The sequence below is a fragment of the Streptomyces sp. NPDC056373 genome (assembly GCF_042262425.1).
Classification (GTDB): domain Bacteria; phylum Actinomycetota; class Actinomycetes; order Streptomycetales; family Streptomycetaceae; genus Streptomyces.
Genome location: NZ_JBHJPX010000002.1, coordinates 408779 through 424146, shown reverse-complemented (window position 1 = coordinate 424146; position 15368 = coordinate 408779). Strand labels below are relative to the sequence as shown.

Sequence of the window (15368 nt, the reverse complement as noted above, 5' to 3'; positions counted from 1 at the left end):
CATCCAACACGGCCGGTCGGGCTCCGCGCATGATCCGCGCGTAGGGGGTCCGGCTGCATCTTTCGATGTACCCGGGGTTCGTCGGTCGCGACGACGATTCCCGCCGCCCCGCCCGGGAGCCTGGAGAGGTGACCGAGAGGAGCGAACCGTGATCGTCGCCTTGATCGCCGCCTGTGAGATCGGCTTCTGGGTGCTGCTGGCGGCCGGCCTGTCCGTCCGCTACCTGCTGAAGATGCCGCGCACCGGCCTGGCGCTGCTGCTGTGCGAGCCGTTGCTGGAGGTCGTCCTGCTGGTGGCCACCGCACTGGACCTGAAGAACGGCGCCGAGCCGAACTGGACGCACGGTTTGGCCGCGCTGTACATCGGCTACACGGCCGGGCACGGCCACCGCACGGTGAAGTGGCTCGACGGCCACGCCGCCCACCGGCTGGGCGGCGCCCCGAAGCCGCTCGGGCCGCCGCGGTTCGGTATGGCCCGGGCGCGCCACGAGGGGAGGGTCTGGCTGGGCACGCTGGTAGGCGCTGTCGTCGCGACCGTGCTGCTCCAGCTGGCCATCTGGTACGTCGACGACCCGAGCCGCGTCACCTCGCTGGAGAGCTGGCGCTATGTGGCCTGGCGTGCGGCGGGGATCCACGGACTGATCGCGCTGAGCTATCTGGTCTGGCCGCGGAGGGCTCCCGCCGGGGAGGCCGGGGAGGCCGGGGAGACGGTGGAGAGGGAGGGGGCGCAGCGTTAGGTCCGGTACCTCGGCCGCGGGCCCGTGGTGGCTGGTCGCGCAGTTCCCCGCGCCCCTGAAAGGGGCGCTTCAGCGCTCCCCGCCCGGCACCCACAGCACGTCGCCGACCTCCTTGTTCGCCGTCCTCGCCAGGATGAACAGGAGATCGGAGAGGCGGTTGAGGTAGGTCGCCGTCAGGGGGTTCATCACCTCGCCGTGTGCCTCCAGAGCCGCCCAGGTCGAGCGCTCCGCCCGGCGGACCACGGTGCAGGCCTGGTGCAGGAGGGCCGCACCGGGGGTGCCGCCGGGCAGGATGAACGAGCGGAGCTTCTCCAGCTGTTCGTTGAAGTGGTCGCAGTCCGCCTCCAGCTTGTCGATGTAGAACTGCTCGACCCGCAGGGGCGGGAACTCCGGGTTCTCCACCACCGGCGTCGACAGGTCCGCCCCCACGTCGAACAGGTCGTTCTGGACGCGGGTGAGGACCGTGACGATCTCCTCGGCCAGGCCACCCAGCGCGATGGCCGTGCCGATCGCCGCGTTGGCCTCGTTGGCGTCGGCGTACGCCGAGATCCGCAGGTCGGTCTTGGCGACCCTGCTCATGTCGCCGAGGGCGGTGGTGCCCTGGTCGCCGGTCCTGGTGTAGATGCGCGTCAGATTGACCATGTGGCCAATCTAGACGTTCGCGTCATGGGCTGACCTCATCACCTTTGGCCTCGTACGTGCGCACCTGATTCGTACGCGTGTCCTGAGGGACCGAGCGTCGTTCACCGAGGAGAGGTTCATCGCGTCGCTCAGTTGGCAGTCCGCAATCGTGCCCGTCACACAGGCACCGCAGTGCGCACTGTCAATCCGGGTCGGTCACAGGGCGTGGAGACTCGGCATCAGCCGGTCTGTGAAGCGCCAACCAGCGAGAAACCGCAAGGAATTACCGCTCCGACCGCTGAGGTCGGAATCCCTTCGGCGCGGCCGTCGGGAGGATCGCCAAGTCCGTCGTGTGAGACGTGATGCGCGTCTCATGCCTTGAGACGTGAAACGCGTTACTAAGCGCTCACACACAGCCTCACGAACGCTAGTGTCCGCCCGAGAGGCAGACATAAGCAGCGCGTCAGGGGAGTCGCACAGTGGCACGGAAGCTTGCCGTCATCGGAGCCGGCCTCATGGGATCCGGCATCGCCCAGGTCTCCGCACAGGCGGGCTGGGAGGTGGTTCTGCGTGACGTCACCGACGAGGCACTGACGCGGGGCACCGACGGCATCAAGGCGTCGTACGACAAGTTCGTCGCCAAGGGCAAGCTGGAGGCGCACGACGCCGACGCCGCCCTGGCCCGCATCACCGCGACCACCGACCTGGACGCCGTGGCGGACGCGGACGTGGTCGTCGAGGCCGTGTTCGAGAAGCTCGAGATCAAGCACGAGATCTTCCGCGCGCTCGACAAGATCGTGAAGGACGAGGCGGTCCTCGCCTCCAACACCTCCGCCATCCCGATCACCAAGATCGCGGCGGCGACGGAACGCCCGGAGCGGGTCGTCGGCACGCACTTCTTCTCGCCGGTGCCGATGATGCAGCTGTGCGAACTGGTGCGCGGCTACAAGACCAGCGACGAAACCCTCGCCACCGCCCGGGAGTTCGCCGAGTCGGTCGGCAAGACCTGCATCGTCGTCAACCGTGACGTGGCCGGCTTCGTGACGACCCGTCTCATCTGCGCCCTGGTCGTCGAGGCCGCGAAGCTGCAGGAGTCGGGCGTGGCGAGCGCCGAGGACATCGACCTGGCCTGCAAGCTGGGCTTCGGTCACGCCATGGGCCCGCTGGCGACGGCGGACCTGACCGGTGTCGACATCCTGCTGCACGCCACGAACAACATCTACACCGAGTCCCAGGACGAGAAGTTCGCGGCTCCCGAGTCGATGCGCCGGATGGTTGACGCCGGTGACATCGGCCGCAAGAGCGGGCAGGGCTTCTACAAGCACTGAAACCGCACATGCCCGGGGGCCCATCACACCCCAGGGTGAATTCGGTATCGGTTCGCTTACAGGAAGCAACCTCTGGCTCCTCCACACAGTCAGAGGTTGCATCACCCACATCCAGAACGCGGAGCACGATTCGCACGCACGGGGAGCGCATATGTACATCAGGGGCGACCACGCCGAGCTGGTCGTCGGGGGCCGCCTCGACGTCCGGAGCGCGGCGGACGCCCGTACGGTCCTGCACTCGGCCGTCGACGACGGAGTCGGGGACCTCGTGCTGGACCTGTCCGAACTGGACTCCTGGGACGCCACCGGACTGGGTGTGATCATGGGGGCCCACCGGCGGGCCGGCCGCTGCGGCCGGCGCCTGGTGCTGCGCGACGTACCGCCGCAGATGCAGCGCCTGCTTGTGGCCACCCGACTGCACCGGATCCTGGCGATCGAGGGAGGCATCGGGGTGGAGACGCTTCCCCGCGTGTGACGGCTCGTGCGGGTGTGAGCCGGGCGACCGGGGAGACCCGGACGCACGTCGCCCAACCGTGCGACGCGCACAATCCTCACGAGACCGTGACGTTACGGACGGAGCGGTACCCCGGACTGTCGTAGATACTGTGCGAAGGTTTAGGGTTCGGCTGCCCGCTGCCTTGACACCCTTCGAGCGGGACCGGACCAGAAGCGACAGCGCGGTGTGCAGCAAGGCCGGGAGGGGCTTTTCCAAGCACACACACGCTTTTGGGGGCTTGACCTATGGATCCTGACAACCAGGGACCCGAGGAGTACGGCCACGACGAGCGGGGTGCCTCCCGGTCGAGCGTGTTCGAGACTGGGGGAGGCCCCGCGCCCCGCCAGCGCCCTCCGAGGGAATCCCTCACACCGGACTTCGCCCAGCACGCGCCGGCGCTCGCCCGCACGGTGCAGCTCGTCGCCGGCGATTTCCTGCTGACGGTCAACCCCGTCGACGGCAGCGAGATCGAGGCCTGCCCGCCCACCCAACGGCCCGCCCGGCCGGTGAAGCTCACCGAGGCCGAGCGCGCCGAGGCCGAGCGCGCGGCCCGCCCGCCCGTCCCGCCGGGCCCCCCGCAGCCCGCCCTGCCGCTGCTGGCCCGCCAGGACGAACGCGAGCGCCTGGTGCGCCTGCTCGCCCGGGGCCGCTCCACCCGCCTCACCGGCGCGCCCGGCTCGGGCCGCACCCGCCTGCTCGACCTCGTCGCCGAGGACTGCTCCGACCTCGCACCCGACGGCGTCGTCCGTCTCAACGGCTTCGGACGCACCTCCGACGACCTGCTGTACGGCCTGTTCCACGCGGTGTACAGCGCCCCGCTGCACCGCCCGGACCGGGACGAACTGCTGACTCATGTCCGTGAGATCGGCGCGGTCGTCGTCCTCGACGACCTGGAGTTCGGCGGCGCCGCGCTCGACGAGCTGCTGGAGGCGACCCCCGAGTGCGCCTTCCTGTTCGGCGCCACCCCGGACGTGCCGGCCCCCTCCGCCGACGCCGCCGTCGAGGAGGTCCTCCTCGGCGGACTGGAGCGCGCGGCCGGGCTCGACCTGCTGGAACACGCCGTCGGCCGGACCCTCACCGAGGACGAGTCCAACTGGGCCGGTGACCTCTGGTTCGAGTCCGAGGGCCTGCCGCTGCGCTTCGTCCAGGCGGGCGCCCTGCTGCGGCAGCGCGACCGGCTGCGCGCCGGCACCAGCGCCGTCGACGAGTTCGGCGTCTTCGAGGACGCGCCCCCGGCCGACAGCGCAGAGACCTACGACCTCGGCGACGACGTGCCGCTGCCCGCACTCGGCGAGGCCGCCGCGCCCGCGCCGCTGCTGGCGGCCCGGCTGAGCGCCTCCGCCCGCGCCACCCTGCGGTTCGCGCTCGCCCTCGGTGGCGAGGTTCCGCACCAGGCGCATCTGCCCGCCCTGGTCGGCGACACCCACGCGGACGCCGCCCTCGGCGAACTGGCCGCTTGCGGCCTGGTCTCCCCGGTCGGCTCCCGTTACCGCCTCGCGGCCGGCGTGCCGGCCCAGCTGGAGGCCGCCGGGTACGCCGACGAGGCCGAGGCCGCGGCCCGCAGCGCCGCCCAGCACTACTCCTGGTGGGCCGGGCACCCCTCGGTCACCCCGGAGCGGGTGTGCGCCGAGGCCGACGCGCTCCTCGCCGCGCTGGCCCTCCTCGGACCCGCCACCCGGCCGCCCGCCGAGGGCGAGGAGAGCGCGGCCGTGCACCTGGCCCGTACCGCCGCCCCCGCGCTCGCCGCCGGACTGCACTGGAGCGCCTGGGAGCGGGCCCTGCGCTCCGGCGCCGAGGCCGCCCGGCTCGCCGGGGACGTCGGCGAAGAGGCCTACTTCCACCACGAGCTCGGCGTCCTCGCCCTGTGCGCGGGCCGGCTCGACCGGGCCCGGGCCGAACTGGAGGCCTCCATCGGGCTGCGCGGCGCCCTCGCCGACAAGCGCGGCACCGTCGCCGGCCGCCGTGCCCTCGCCCTGGTCGCCGACCGCTCGGGCACCCCGATCGGGCTCGGGCCGACCGCGGGGGAGGAGGTGCCCGACGCCCGTGACGAGGAGTCGGCGTCGCCGCCCGGCGGCGTTCCCGCGCCCTTCCCCACGCTCCAGCAGCCGCCCTCCCCGGCCCTGGTCACCCACCGCAGCTCGCCCGCGCCCTCACGGGCGGCCCGGGGCGGCCTCAAGGGCCTGGCCCGGCGCAACCTCGTGGCCGCCGGAGCCGGGGCCCTGCTCGTGGCCGTCCTGGGCACGGTGGTGACGCTCGGCGCCACCTCCGACAACGGCAAGAACCCGCCCTCCGGTCAGGTCGGCGTCAACCCGTCCGCCAGCCAGGGGGTCAGCGACGACGGCCTCGGCGCCGACCGGCCGGAGAACTCCGGCGGCGGCGACCCCGGAGAACTGCCCGCCCGCCCGACGGACCCGGGCCCGGACGGCACCCTCGGCACGTCGGACGACCCGACGCCGACGTCCTCCCCGAGCGGTTCGCAGGAGCCGAGCGACTCCGCGTCGCCGTCGAAGCCGCCGTCGTCCTCGAAGCCGCCGTCCACCTCCAAGCCGCCGGCGACGTCCAAGCCGCCCGTGACGTCGAAGCCGCCGACGTCGAAGCCGCCCACGTCCGAGCCGCCGACCTCGCAGCCGCCGACGTCCGAGCCGCCCACCTCGCAGCCGCCGACGACCAGCCCGTCCACCTCCGACTCGGCCAGCGGCCCGGCGCCGAGCGCTCCCACGAGCACCACGGCGAGCGCGCCGCAGAGCACCACGGGCGCGCCGAGCAGCCCGGACACGGTGATCTGACACCCGCAGCGACGAGCAGGGCCGGGTCCGTGGAACGGACCCGGCCCTGCTCGTCTGTTCATCTTCGTGCCGGCTGTCAGAACAGCCGCAGCTTGTCGTCCTCGATGCCCCGCAGCGCGTCGTAGTCGAGCACCTGGCAGCCGATGCCGCGGTCGGTCGCGAGGACGCGGGCCTGGGGCTTGATCTCCTGGGCCGCGAAGACACCGCGCACCGGGGCGAGATGGGGATCGCGGTTGAGCAGCTCCAGGTAGCGCGTGAGCTGTTCGACGCCGTCGATCTCACCGCGCCGCTTGATCTCCACCGCCACGGTCTTGCCGTCGGCGTCCCGGCACAGGATGTCGACCGGTCCGATGGCCGTCGGGTACTCGCGGCGGATCAGCGTGTAGCCGTCGCCGAGTGTCTCGATACGGTCGGCGAGCAGCTCCTGGAGGTGCGCTTCCACGCCGTCCTTGATCAGGCCGGGATCGACGCCCAGTTCGTGCGAGGAGTCGTGGAGGACTTCCTCCATCGTGATGATGAGCTTCTCGCCCGCCTTGTTGACGACGGTCCAGACGCCTTCCTCCTCGCCGGTGCCCTCCTTCAGGGCGCAGGGCGGCGACATCCAGTTCAGGGGCTTGTAGGCCCGGTCGTCGGCGTGGATCGAGACGCTGCCGTCCGCCTTCACCAGAATCAGGCGCGGGGCCGAGGGAAGGTGGGCGGTGAGCCGCCCGGCGTAGTCGACGGAACAGCGGGCAATGACGAGACGCATGGTCGGCAACGCTACTCGACGGGCGCCTGTCGACGCGATTCGCCCTGGAAAACACATGTTCGGTAATGGCCGATTGTGTGCATGGTGTGCGCATTGGGAGTGTCTCATCTGCGCATTTTCCTGGTGCCGTCACCGCGCGTTGCTTACCGTATGAGCGGGAGGTCGCGGCGTGTGTACGCAGCGTGTCCGGTGTCGCGAACTTCCTTATCTGTCCGGCAACCCCTGCCCGCCGGGCGGGGGTGCGAGAGGAGAACTCATGTCGCTCGACGTCTCACCGGCCCTACTCGAACAGGCCGAGCGAGGCGAGGTCGACGAAGCGGAATTCGTCGACTGCGTCCGGACCTCCCTGCCCTATGCGTGGGAGATGATCAGCTCACTGGTGGCCCAGCTGAAGGTGGACGGCGGTGCGTTCGCCGACAACCAGACGCCCCCGCCGGACGAGCAGGCACGCGGTCAGCTGCTGCGTGCGCTTGCGAGTGACGCGATACGCGGCGCGCTGCAACGGCACTTCGGTGTACGCCTTGCCTTCCAGAACTGCCACCGGGTGGCCGTGTTCCCGCTCGACCCCTCGGTCGACGAGAAGCTGGACCGTTTCACCTCGGTTCGCAGTCAGGTGCTGAACCAGTCTCCCGAGTTCCGGGACTGCTGACGCGGCGCCATTTGCTTGCCGCTCCGTACGCGGGAGGTGCGGTTCTGTACCGGAGCGGCAAGCCCCCAGGAAGTCACCAAGCTCTCAGACGAGTTGGGGGAGCACCTCGGCGCCCAGCCGCCGCACGTTCTCCTCGGTCGCCGTCAGGTCCCCGGAGCCCTCGACGAGCAGCGCGAAGCGCGAGATACCGGTCCGCTCGCTGGTCGCCGCCAGCCGGTCCGCGCACAGGCGCGGGGTGCCCACCGGGTGGAGACCGCAGAGCAGTTCGGTGTAGGCCAGCGGGTCGCGCATCCGGCGCGTGCGCCCGTCGACCGTGACATGCGCCTCCAGGCCCTGCTTCAGCCAGCCCGGCATCGCCTTCATCAGCGTCTCCGCCGCGTCGACCCGCCGGTCCGCGATCTGGCAGACGCCGGCCGACACATGCGACGCGCCCCGGATCTCCTCCGGCGACCGGCCGCAGGCCCGCGCGTGCTGCCGCCACAGCGCGACCATCTCGGCCTTCTCCTCGTCGCCCACGTGCATCCCGAGCAGCATCGACAGGCCCCGCTCGGCCGCCAGTCGCACGCTCGACGGCGAGGTGCAGGCGACGACCAGCTCGGGGCCCGCGCCCTCCGTCAGTGCCTCCGACGGCCGCGGCACCACCGGGACTTCACGGAAGCGGAAGCGCTCCCCGTCGGCCGCCACGGACGACTCGCGCAGCCATCGCACCAAAAGCTCCAGGGACTCCGGGAAGCCCTGCTCGTACGCCTCCAGACCCGCGCCGAACACCTCCAGGTCGACCCAGGGGCCGCCGCGTCCGACACCGAGCGTGAAGCGGCCGTCGCTCGTGTGGTGCAGCAGCGCCGCCTGCTCACCGAGGGCCACGGGGTGCACGGTGGGCAGCACGCTGACCGCCGTACCGACCCGGATGCGCCGGGTGCGGCCCAGCAGTAAGGCGGCCAGGGTGATGGCCGACGGGCACGTGCCGTACGGCACGAAGTGGTGCTCGGCCAGCCAGACCGTGTCGAGCCCGGCCTCCTCGGCCACCTCGGCCGAGCGGACCGCGCGGTGCAGCGCCTCTCCCTCGCCCTGACCGGGGAACTGGGCCGCCAACACGAAACTTCCAACGCGCATTGCTTTCCTGCTTCCTTGGCTCCGACACGGAGCTCCCCCACAGCGCATAACCGTCTGACACGTGCCGAGGACACGGCCGGGCGGAGTATTTTGCGGATTGTCTGCAGAATGCGCGGTTCCGCCAGGAGCCCGGGGGGAGGGCACCCGGGGTGGGTCCGCAGGGCCCGCGAGGCACTTATGGCGATCGGTGGCGTACGCGTACCCCGTTGCGCGCCGCGTAGGCTGAATACGGCCCGTGCTTCCTGTATAGCCCCGAGAGGTGTCCCGTGTCCCCGCGTCGCAACCGACCCAAGGACGCCGGTTCTTCCGGCCGGAGCGCCGAGGACGACCGCCCCGGCCGCTACGGCGGCTGGCAGTCCTCGGAGAACTGGCAGGGCGAGAGCTGGAACGTACGGCACGTGGCCGGCGCGAGCGCGCAGGGCAAGTCGTACCGCTGCCCCGGCTGCGACCAGATGATCCCTGACGGAGTGCCGCACGTGGTGGCCTGGGCGGAGCACACGGGCGTCGACGACCGCAGACACTGGCACAAGGCCTGCTGGAACGCGCGGGACCGCCGCACCCCGGGGATGCAGCGGTCCCGTAACGCGCCCAGGTTCTGACCGGGCTCGGAGCCGGTCGGCCGGCCGATCACGCCGGGCAGGGAGCGCTGACGGCTCAGGAGCCGCCGCGCCGGCACCCGCCACTGGTCGGGGACCGTCGCCGTGCCTGGACAGGGCCGACCGCAACCGTCACGCCTCTCGCACGACCGGGCGCCCCGACGCGCCCTCAGAGGAAGACGCGCGCCAGCTCCAGCCACTTCTGCGCGTCCTCGCCGCTCGCCGTCAGGTCGGTCTCGGACCGGGGGCGACGCCGGGTGACACACAGGCAGAAGTCGACGGCGCTGCCCTGTACGCGTTGCCGGGCAGCCTCGGGGCCCCACACCCAGGTCCCTCCGCCAGGCGCTGTCAGCTCGACGCAGAAGAGGTCCGCGGGCTCGGGCAGTCCGACGGCGGCGAAGGACAGCGCCCGTCCCAACACCCCCAGGGACGCCACGTGCCGCAGCCGATCCGTGGGGCGGTGTGCCACGCCCACGGCGTCGAAGACGTCCTGTCCGTGGGCCCAGGTCTCCATCAGGCGAAGGGGCGCCATCAGGGCCGGGGTCACCTTCGACATGTACCAGGGGAACGCGTGGTCCCATGGCGTGTCGCGCAGCGCCGCCGCCAGTTCCGCCCGACCGGCCCGCCACTGGTCCAGGAGTACCTGCCGCGGTCTGGCCGCCCCCGCGGCGGCGGCCTGGTCGGCGTACCCGCTGCCTTCGGCTTGCGCCCGCCCGAGCTCGGCGCCGAACGCGTCCGGAGTGCGTAAGGCGCTGAGTACGTTCGCGTCCGCCCACGCGAGGTGGGCTATCTGGTGGGCAACCGTCCAGCCCGGTGCCGGTGTGGGTACGGACCAGTCGTCCACCGCCCTGACCAGGACGTCGAGCTCGTCGCCCTCGGCGACCAGAGCGGACAGGACACCGGCGTCGTGCACATCGGGAACGGCGAGGTTGTAGTTCAGCATGGGCGCAATGGTGCCACTGGCTCATGACCGGCGGCGGAGGCGAAGGGCGCGGGCGGGCTCCGGAGTCGCGGGGCCGTGAGTGCGGACGAGACCGGCCCGACAGGCTCTCAGACGTCCCGCTTCTCCTGGAGCACGAACGCGCCGGCGAACGCCACGGCCGTGACGCCGAGGATGATCCACAGCGGGTCCCAGCCGGACGGGCCGGACTGGCTGAGGGAGTTGGCGTAGAAGACGCTCAGCTGGTTCGGGATCGAGTACTCGAACAGGGCGTCGCGCACGCCCTGCAGGGACTCCGAGAACATGAACAGCGCGATCACCAGCGGGGCCAGTACGGTACCGATCATGATGGTGATGGCGCCCGCCGAGTGCCGGATGATCGAGCCGATGAGGAGCGAGAGCAGGCCGAGCAGCGCGATGTAGAGCGAAATGCCGACCGTGCCCTTCAGCCACTCACCGCCGGAGGGGGACTTGGCGCCGTCGCCCTCCAGCATCGCCACGTGCAGGAAGGCGACGAGGGCCGCGGACACCAGCGTCACGACGAACGCGGTCAGGAAGAACACCACGGCCTTCGCCGCCAGCACCCTGCCCCGGCTCGGGCACGCGACCATCGTGGTGCGGATCATGCCGGTGCCGTACTCCGAGGCCGTGGTCAGCACGCCCAGCGTGATGATGCACATGCTGCCCAGCAGCAGCCCGAAGAAGCCCAGGCCGAGGGGGCTCTCGCCGTCCAGGGCCGGGTCGGACTCGGCCACCACCACGCCCGTCAGCGTGCCGATGCCGATGACGAGCAGGACGAACACCCCGAGCGTCCACATGGTGGAGCGCACCGACCTGATCTTCGTCCACTCGGACGCGATGGCGTGCCCGAGGTGGGTGCGCACGACCGGGATCGGCGAGGTGTAGCCGGGACCGCCGGGGTAGGAGGCGGAACCGGGAGCCGCCTGCCAGGCGGGCGCGGCCTGCGGCATCTGGGACTGGGGGCTGCTCATCGGGCGTCCTCGGGCTTGGTCAGGTCGGAGGTCGGGGCGGCGGGCGCGGCGGCGGGCTGCGCGGGCGCGGCGGCCGGCTGGGGCGCGGACTGCGGAGCGCTCTGGGGCGCGGGCGGGGCGGCTGCCGCGGCCTGCCCCGGGGTCTGAGGCCCGGGCTGGGCGTACGGGTTGGAAGTGCCCGGCGCGGGGGCGGCAGGGGCGCCCGGGGCGGCGCCGTGAGCCCCGGGGGCGCCGTACGGTCCCGCCGGAGCCTGGCCCGGCGCGCCGCCCTGCTGGGGCGGTGGCGGGGCGTACCAGCCCGGCTGGCCCTGCCCGGGCACCGGCATCGGCGGCTGCGCCCCGGGCGGCAGCGGCTGCTGGAGCCCTTCCTTCTGGTCGATGGTCGAGCGGTAGTCGACCGCGCCCTGCGTCATCCGCATGTACGCCTCCTCCAGGGAGGCCTGGTGCGGCGACAGCTCCCACAGCCGTACGTCGGTGCCATGCGCGATGTCGCTGATGCGGGGCAGCGCCAGCCCGGTCACGCGCAGCGCGCCGTCCTGCTCGGGCAGCACATGACCGCCCGCCTCGGTCAGCGCGGACGACAGCTTCTCGCGCTGCTGCGGCTCGGTGTCGGGCGTCCGCACGCGTGCGAAGTCCGCCGAGTTCGCCGAGATGAAGTCGGTGACGCTCATGTCCGCGAGCAGCTGGCCGCGTCCGATGACGATGAGGTGGTCGGCGGTCAGCGCCATCTCGCTCATCAGGTGGGAGGAGACGAAGACCGTACGGCCCTCCGCGGCCAGGGCCTTCATCAGGTTGCGCACCCAGAGGATGCCCTCGGGGTCGAGGCCGTTGACCGGCTCGTCGAACAGCAGCACCTGCGGGTCGCCGAGCAGCGCGGCGGCGATGCCGAGCCGCTGCCCCATGCCGAGGGAGAAGCCCTTGGACCGCTTCTTGGCGACGTCCTGCAGACCGACGACCCCGAGCACCTCGTCCACCCGCCGGGACGGGATACCGGAGAGCTGGGCCAGGGACAGCAGGTGGTTGCGGGCGGACCGGCCGCCGTGCACCGCCTTGGCGTCCAGCAGGGCGCCGACCTGCCGGGCCGCGTTGGGCAGCCTGCGGTACGGATAGCCGCCGATCGTCACCTGCCCGGCCGTCGGGTTGTCCAGGCCGAGGATCATGCGCATCGTCGTCGACTTGCCCGAGCCGTTCGGCCCGAGGAAGCCGGTGACGGCCCCGGGCCGCACCTGGAAGGAAAGGTTGTACACAGCGGTCTTGTCGCCGTAGCGCTTCGTCAGGCCGACTGCTTCGATCATGCTCCGCACCCATCGCAAGGTTCAGGACAGCGGGGCACACGCCCCCGTAAGGGTTAGGAGGATATCGAGGCGCTGACGGTTCCTTCCAAGAGGAGGTAAAAGGTCGGGCCGGGGCGCGTCACCCTAGGCGTCCCGCTTCCTCAGCAGCACGTAGCCGCCGGCGAGCGCCACGAGCACCCACAGCCCCATGATCCCGAGGCCGCCCCACGGCCCGTACGGAGTGTCGTCGTCGATCGGCGTGACCACCTGCATGATCTTGCTGCCGGCCTGGTCGGGAAGAAACCGGCCGACCTTCTTCGTCGCGTCGACGTTGCCCAGGATGTTGGAGATCAGGAAGAAGAACGGCATCAGGATGCCCAGCGACAGCATCGGCGAACGCAGCATCGCGGCGACGCCCATGGAGAACATCGCGATCAGCGCCATGTAGAGGCCCCCGCCGAGCACGGCCCGCAGCACCCCCGGGTCGCCGATCTCCGCCCGGTGCGAGCCCAGCATCGCCTGCCCCAGGAAGAAGGCGGCGAAGCTCGTGACGAGACCGACCAGCAGGGCCAGCCCCCCGGCGACCGCGATCTTGCTGAACAGGAAGGAGCCGCGCCGCGGCACCGCGGCCAGCGAGGTGCGGATCATGCCGGTGCTGTACTCGTTAGACACGACCAGCACCCCGAAGACGATCATCGCGAGCTGCCCCAGGCTCATCCCCGCGAAGCTGATGAACGTCGGGTCGAACTGCGCCCGGTCCCGCGCGTTCATCGAGTCGAACTCGTTCTTCGACAGCGCCGAGATCAGCATGCCGAGGGCGACCGTCACGACCACCACCAGCGAGAGTGTCCACACCGTGGATGCCACCGACCGGATCTTGGTCCACTCCGACCGTACGACCTGCGTCACCGCCATGCCTCAGCCCCTCTTCCAGCCGTCGCCCCACTGCTGCCGCGGTGGCTCGGGGCTCGTCGTACTCGTCCCGCTGTGTGCGTGGTACTCCACCGACCCCGCGGTCAGCTGCATGAAAGCCTCCTCCAGCGAGGCCTGTTGCGGGCTCAGCTCGTGCAGCGTGATCCGGTGCTGCGCCGCCAGCTCGCCGATGTGCTCGGCCTTGCCGCCGTCCACCTCCAGCACCCCGTCACCGCTCTCCACGGCCACGATCCCGGCCTGGTGCAGCACATCGAGCAGCCGCTCCCGCTGCGGGCTGCGGACCCGGACGTACGAACGTGAGTTGCGGTCGATGAAGTCCGCCATGGAGGTGTCCGCGAGGAGCCGGCCCTGCCCGATCACGACGAGGTGTTCGGCCGTCAGGGCCATCTCGCTCATCAGGTGGGAGGAGACGAACACGGTCCGGCCCTGCGCTGCGAGCGACTTCATCAAGGTGCGGATCCAGTGGATGCCCTCGGGGTCGAGGCCGTTGACCGGCTCGTCGAACATCAGGATCCGCGGATCGCCGAGCAGCGCGGCCGCGATGCCGAGCCGCTGCCCCATGCCCATCGAGAAGCCCTTGGTCTTCTTCTTCGCGACCGCCGTCAGCCCGACCGTCTCCAGCACCTCACCCACCCGGCTGCGCGGAATGCCGTTGCTCTGCGCGAGGCACAGCAGATGGTTGTAGGCGGAACGCCCGCCGTGCCAGGCCTTGGCCTCCAGCAGGGCGCCGATGTACGTCAGCGGGTCCTTGAGCTGGGGGTAGCGCTTGCCGTCGATACGGACGTCACCGGCGGTGGGGTGGTCGAGGCCGAGAATCATCCGCATGGTCGTCGACTTGCCCGCGCCGTTCGGCCCGAGGAAGCCGGTGACGATGCCCGGTCTGACAGTGAAGGACAGGTTGTTGACCGCCACCTTCTCGCCGTACCGCTTCGTCAGCCCCTCGAGCTCAATCATGCCGCCACGCTAGAGCGTGACAAAGCCCTCTGCCACCCGAGCGGCAGAGGGCTTTGCGGAGGTTCAGACTCCGTATACCCCGGTGTTACCGGGACTGCTGGGCCGGGACCCCACGGGAGATCGGCTCGTCCTCGGCCGGCGTACCGGCGGCGGCCACCGCGGCGCCCGTGAGCGTCGCGAGCATCTCGCGGACGTTCGTCAGCTGGGCGTTGATGCTGTCGCGGCGGTTGGTGAGGGCGGCCAGCTCGCGCTCGGATTCCGAACGGATGCGGTCGGCCTTGGCGTTGGCGTCGGCCACGATGTCCTCGGCCTGGCGCTGGGCCGTCTCCACCGTCTGGCGGGCGCGGCGCTCGGCGTCCGTGCGCAGCTTCTCGGCCTCCAGGCGCAGCTGCTCGGCGCGGTGCTCGATCTCGGCCAGGCGCTTCTCGGCCTTGGCCTGACGGGAGGCCAGGTCGCGCTCGGACTGCTCGCGGCGCTTGGCGAGGTTCGTCTCGAAGTCGGCGGCGGCCTGAGCGGCCTTGGCGCGGGTCTCCTCGAAGAGGGCGTCCGCCTCCTCACGCTTGGACTGCGCGTCCTTCTGCGCCTCGGAACGCAGCTGGGAAGCGTCACTCTTGGCCTTCTCGACGATCCGCAGGCCCTCGTCCTCGGCCTTCGCCTTGCGCTCCGCCGAGTACGACTCGGCGTCGTTGCGCACCTGCTGGGCCGCCGACTCGGCCAGCTCGCGGTGCTGCTCGGCCGCGCGCCGGGCCTCCTCGCGCAGGTCCTTCGCCTCTTCCTCGGCGAGGCGGAGGATCTTCTCCACGCGCGCGCCGAGACCCGCGTACGACGGCTCGGCGTCGGTGATCTGGGCCTGGGCGTTCTGCGTCTCGAGGTGGAGCTCTTCGATGCGCTTTTCCAGAGCGGTGATGCGGGCGAGAGCGCTGTCACGGTCGGAGACGAGCTTGGAGATACGTTCGTCCACCTGAGCGCGGTCGTACCCACGCCGCACAAGCTCGAAGCCGTAGGGGGAAGTGTCGCTCATGGGGTTCCTGTCGAATGAGACCGGTGAGGTGATAGATGGAATCCTAGGGGCCGAAACGGTGTGTCATCGAGCGGATGCGCGTTTGATCTGGAAAATGAGACCCCTTTTGAGTGGCTAAGCGGCGGATCGCTTGCCAAAAGTTGGTCAAAGCCCTCGGATGGCCCCGGAATCGGGCTCCCCG

Annotated in this window: 15 protein-coding genes; 6 read left to right on the top strand and 9 right to left on the bottom strand. The window is 71.1% G+C overall.

Features of this window, described 5'->3' with window-relative positions; translation table 11 throughout:
- The first annotated feature begins 148 nt into the window (after positions 1-148).
- Positions 149-736: a hypothetical protein gene (locus ACFCXS_RS05840; RefSeq protein WP_376641824.1), complete on the top strand. Its 588-nt coding sequence runs from the start codon at positions 149-151 to the stop codon at positions 734-736.
- 69 nt (positions 737-805) lie between these two features.
- Here the strand turns inward: ACFCXS_RS05840 and ACFCXS_RS05835 are convergent, their stop codons facing one another.
- Positions 806-1378 (bottom strand): cob(I)yrinic acid a,c-diamide adenosyltransferase, encoded by a 573-nt coding sequence (locus ACFCXS_RS05835; protein ID WP_376641823.1) that lies wholly within the window; start codon positions 1376-1378, stop codon positions 806-808.
- Between the two features lie 458 nt (positions 1379-1836).
- Between ACFCXS_RS05835 and ACFCXS_RS05830 the strand changes: the two genes are divergently transcribed.
- From ACFCXS_RS05830 to ACFCXS_RS05820, 3 genes are all read left to right on the top strand, one after another.
- On the top strand, positions 1837-2685 hold the full coding sequence (locus tag ACFCXS_RS05830) for a 3-hydroxyacyl-CoA dehydrogenase family protein (RefSeq protein WP_053670570.1): 849 nt from the start codon (positions 1837-1839) through the stop codon (positions 2683-2685).
- Between the two features lie 151 nt (positions 2686-2836).
- Entirely contained in the window at positions 2837-3160 is a 324-nt protein-coding gene (locus tag ACFCXS_RS05825; protein WP_344458811.1) for an STAS domain-containing protein, read from the top strand.
- A gap of 266 nt (positions 3161-3426) precedes the next feature.
- Positions 3427-5967 (top strand): ATP-binding protein, encoded by a 2541-nt coding sequence (locus tag ACFCXS_RS05820; RefSeq protein ID WP_376641822.1) that lies wholly within the window; start codon positions 3427-3429, stop codon positions 5965-5967.
- Positions 5968-6043: 76 nt separating this feature from the next.
- Here ACFCXS_RS05820 and nucS read toward each other — a convergent pair whose 3' ends face one another.
- On the bottom strand, positions 6044-6715 hold the full coding sequence (nucS, locus tag ACFCXS_RS05815; protein WP_376641821.1) for an endonuclease NucS: 672 nt from the start codon (positions 6713-6715) through the stop codon (positions 6044-6046).
- Positions 6716-6971: 256 nt separating this feature from the next.
- Here nucS and ACFCXS_RS05810 point away from each other — a divergent pair, with 256 nt between their 5' ends.
- Complete coding sequence (locus ACFCXS_RS05810; protein WP_376641820.1) at positions 6972-7364, top strand: SCO5389 family protein; 393 nt, start codon at positions 6972-6974, stop codon at positions 7362-7364.
- Positions 7365-7448: 84 nt separating this feature from the next.
- Here the strand turns inward: ACFCXS_RS05810 and ACFCXS_RS05805 are convergent, their stop codons facing one another.
- The gene (locus ACFCXS_RS05805) at positions 7449-8477 is read right to left on the bottom strand and encodes an LLM class flavin-dependent oxidoreductase (RefSeq protein ID WP_376641819.1); all 1029 of its coding nucleotides are present in this window, start codon (positions 8475-8477) and stop codon (positions 7449-7451) included.
- Positions 8478-8743: 266 nt separating this feature from the next.
- On the opposite strand from ACFCXS_RS05805, the gene ACFCXS_RS05800 reads away from it, so the two are divergent.
- Complete coding sequence (locus ACFCXS_RS05800; protein WP_376641818.1) at positions 8744-9076, top strand: ATP/GTP-binding protein; 333 nt, start codon at positions 8744-8746, stop codon at positions 9074-9076.
- A 166-nt stretch (positions 9077-9242) separates the two neighbouring features.
- Here ACFCXS_RS05800 and ACFCXS_RS05795 read toward each other — a convergent pair whose 3' ends face one another.
- From ACFCXS_RS05795 to ACFCXS_RS05770, 6 genes are all read right to left on the bottom strand, one after another.
- Positions 9243-10016 carry a TIGR03084 family metal-binding protein gene (locus ACFCXS_RS05795; protein WP_376641817.1) on the bottom strand — a complete coding sequence of 258 codons (774 nt, stop codon included), beginning with the start codon at positions 10014-10016 and terminating at the stop codon, positions 9243-9245.
- A gap of 107 nt (positions 10017-10123) precedes the next feature.
- Entirely contained in the window at positions 10124-11005 is an 882-nt protein-coding gene (locus ACFCXS_RS05790) for an ABC transporter permease subunit (protein ID WP_376641816.1), read from the bottom strand.
- Positions 11002-12300 (bottom strand): ABC transporter ATP-binding protein, encoded by a 1299-nt coding sequence (locus ACFCXS_RS05785; RefSeq protein WP_376641815.1) that lies wholly within the window; start codon positions 12298-12300, stop codon positions 11002-11004. The genes ACFCXS_RS05790 and ACFCXS_RS05785 overlap by 4 nt, the downstream gene beginning before the upstream one ends.
- Positions 12301-12423: 123 nt before the next feature.
- On the bottom strand, positions 12424-13194 hold the full coding sequence (locus tag ACFCXS_RS05780) for an ABC transporter permease (protein ID WP_376641814.1): 771 nt from the start codon (positions 13192-13194) through the stop codon (positions 12424-12426).
- 3 nt (positions 13195-13197) lie between these two features.
- Entirely contained in the window at positions 13198-14166 is a 969-nt protein-coding gene (locus ACFCXS_RS05775; protein WP_376641813.1) for an ABC transporter ATP-binding protein, read from the bottom strand.
- An 85-nt stretch (positions 14167-14251) separates the two neighbouring features.
- Complete coding sequence (locus tag ACFCXS_RS05770; RefSeq protein ID WP_031140747.1) at positions 14252-15187, bottom strand: cellulose-binding protein; 936 nt, start codon at positions 15185-15187, stop codon at positions 14252-14254.
- Positions 15188-15368: the final 181 nt, after the last annotated feature.

Bases quoted from the DNA above. Each gene is read 5' to 3' on its own strand.
- ACFCXS_RS05835 (WP_376641823.1), bottom strand. From the start codon at position 1,378: ATGGTCAATCTGACGCGCATCTACACCAGGACCGGCGACCAGGGCACC.
- ACFCXS_RS05825 (WP_344458811.1), top strand. From the start codon at position 2,837: ATGTACATCAGGGGCGACCACGCCGAGCTGGTCGTCGGGGGCCGCCTC.
- ACFCXS_RS05820 (WP_376641822.1), top strand. From the start codon at position 3,427: ATGGATCCTGACAACCAGGGACCCGAGGAGTACGGCCACGACGAGCGG.
- nucS (WP_376641821.1), bottom strand. From the start codon at position 6,715: ATGCGTCTCGTCATTGCCCGCTGTTCCGTCGACTACGCCGGGCGGCTC.
- ACFCXS_RS05810 (WP_376641820.1), top strand. From the start codon at position 6,972: ATGTCGCTCGACGTCTCACCGGCCCTACTCGAACAGGCCGAGCGAGGC.
- ACFCXS_RS05805 (WP_376641819.1), bottom strand. From the start codon at position 8,477: ATGCGCGTTGGAAGTTTCGTGTTGGCGGCCCAGTTCCCCGGTCAGGGC.
- ACFCXS_RS05795 (WP_376641817.1), bottom strand. From the start codon at position 10,016: ATGCTGAACTACAACCTCGCCGTTCCCGATGTGCACGACGCCGGTGTC.
- ACFCXS_RS05790 (WP_376641816.1), bottom strand. From the start codon at position 11,005: ATGAGCAGCCCCCAGTCCCAGATGCCGCAGGCCGCGCCCGCCTGGCAG.
- ACFCXS_RS05785 (WP_376641815.1), bottom strand. From the start codon at position 12,300: ATGATCGAAGCAGTCGGCCTGACGAAGCGCTACGGCGACAAGACCGCT.
- ACFCXS_RS05780 (WP_376641814.1), bottom strand. From the start codon at position 13,194: ATGGCGGTGACGCAGGTCGTACGGTCGGAGTGGACCAAGATCCGGTCG.
- ACFCXS_RS05775 (WP_376641813.1), bottom strand. From the start codon at position 14,166: ATGATTGAGCTCGAGGGGCTGACGAAGCGGTACGGCGAGAAGGTGGCG.
- ACFCXS_RS05770 (WP_031140747.1), bottom strand. From the start codon at position 15,187: ATGAGCGACACTTCCCCCTACGGCTTCGAGCTTGTGCGGCGTGGGTAC.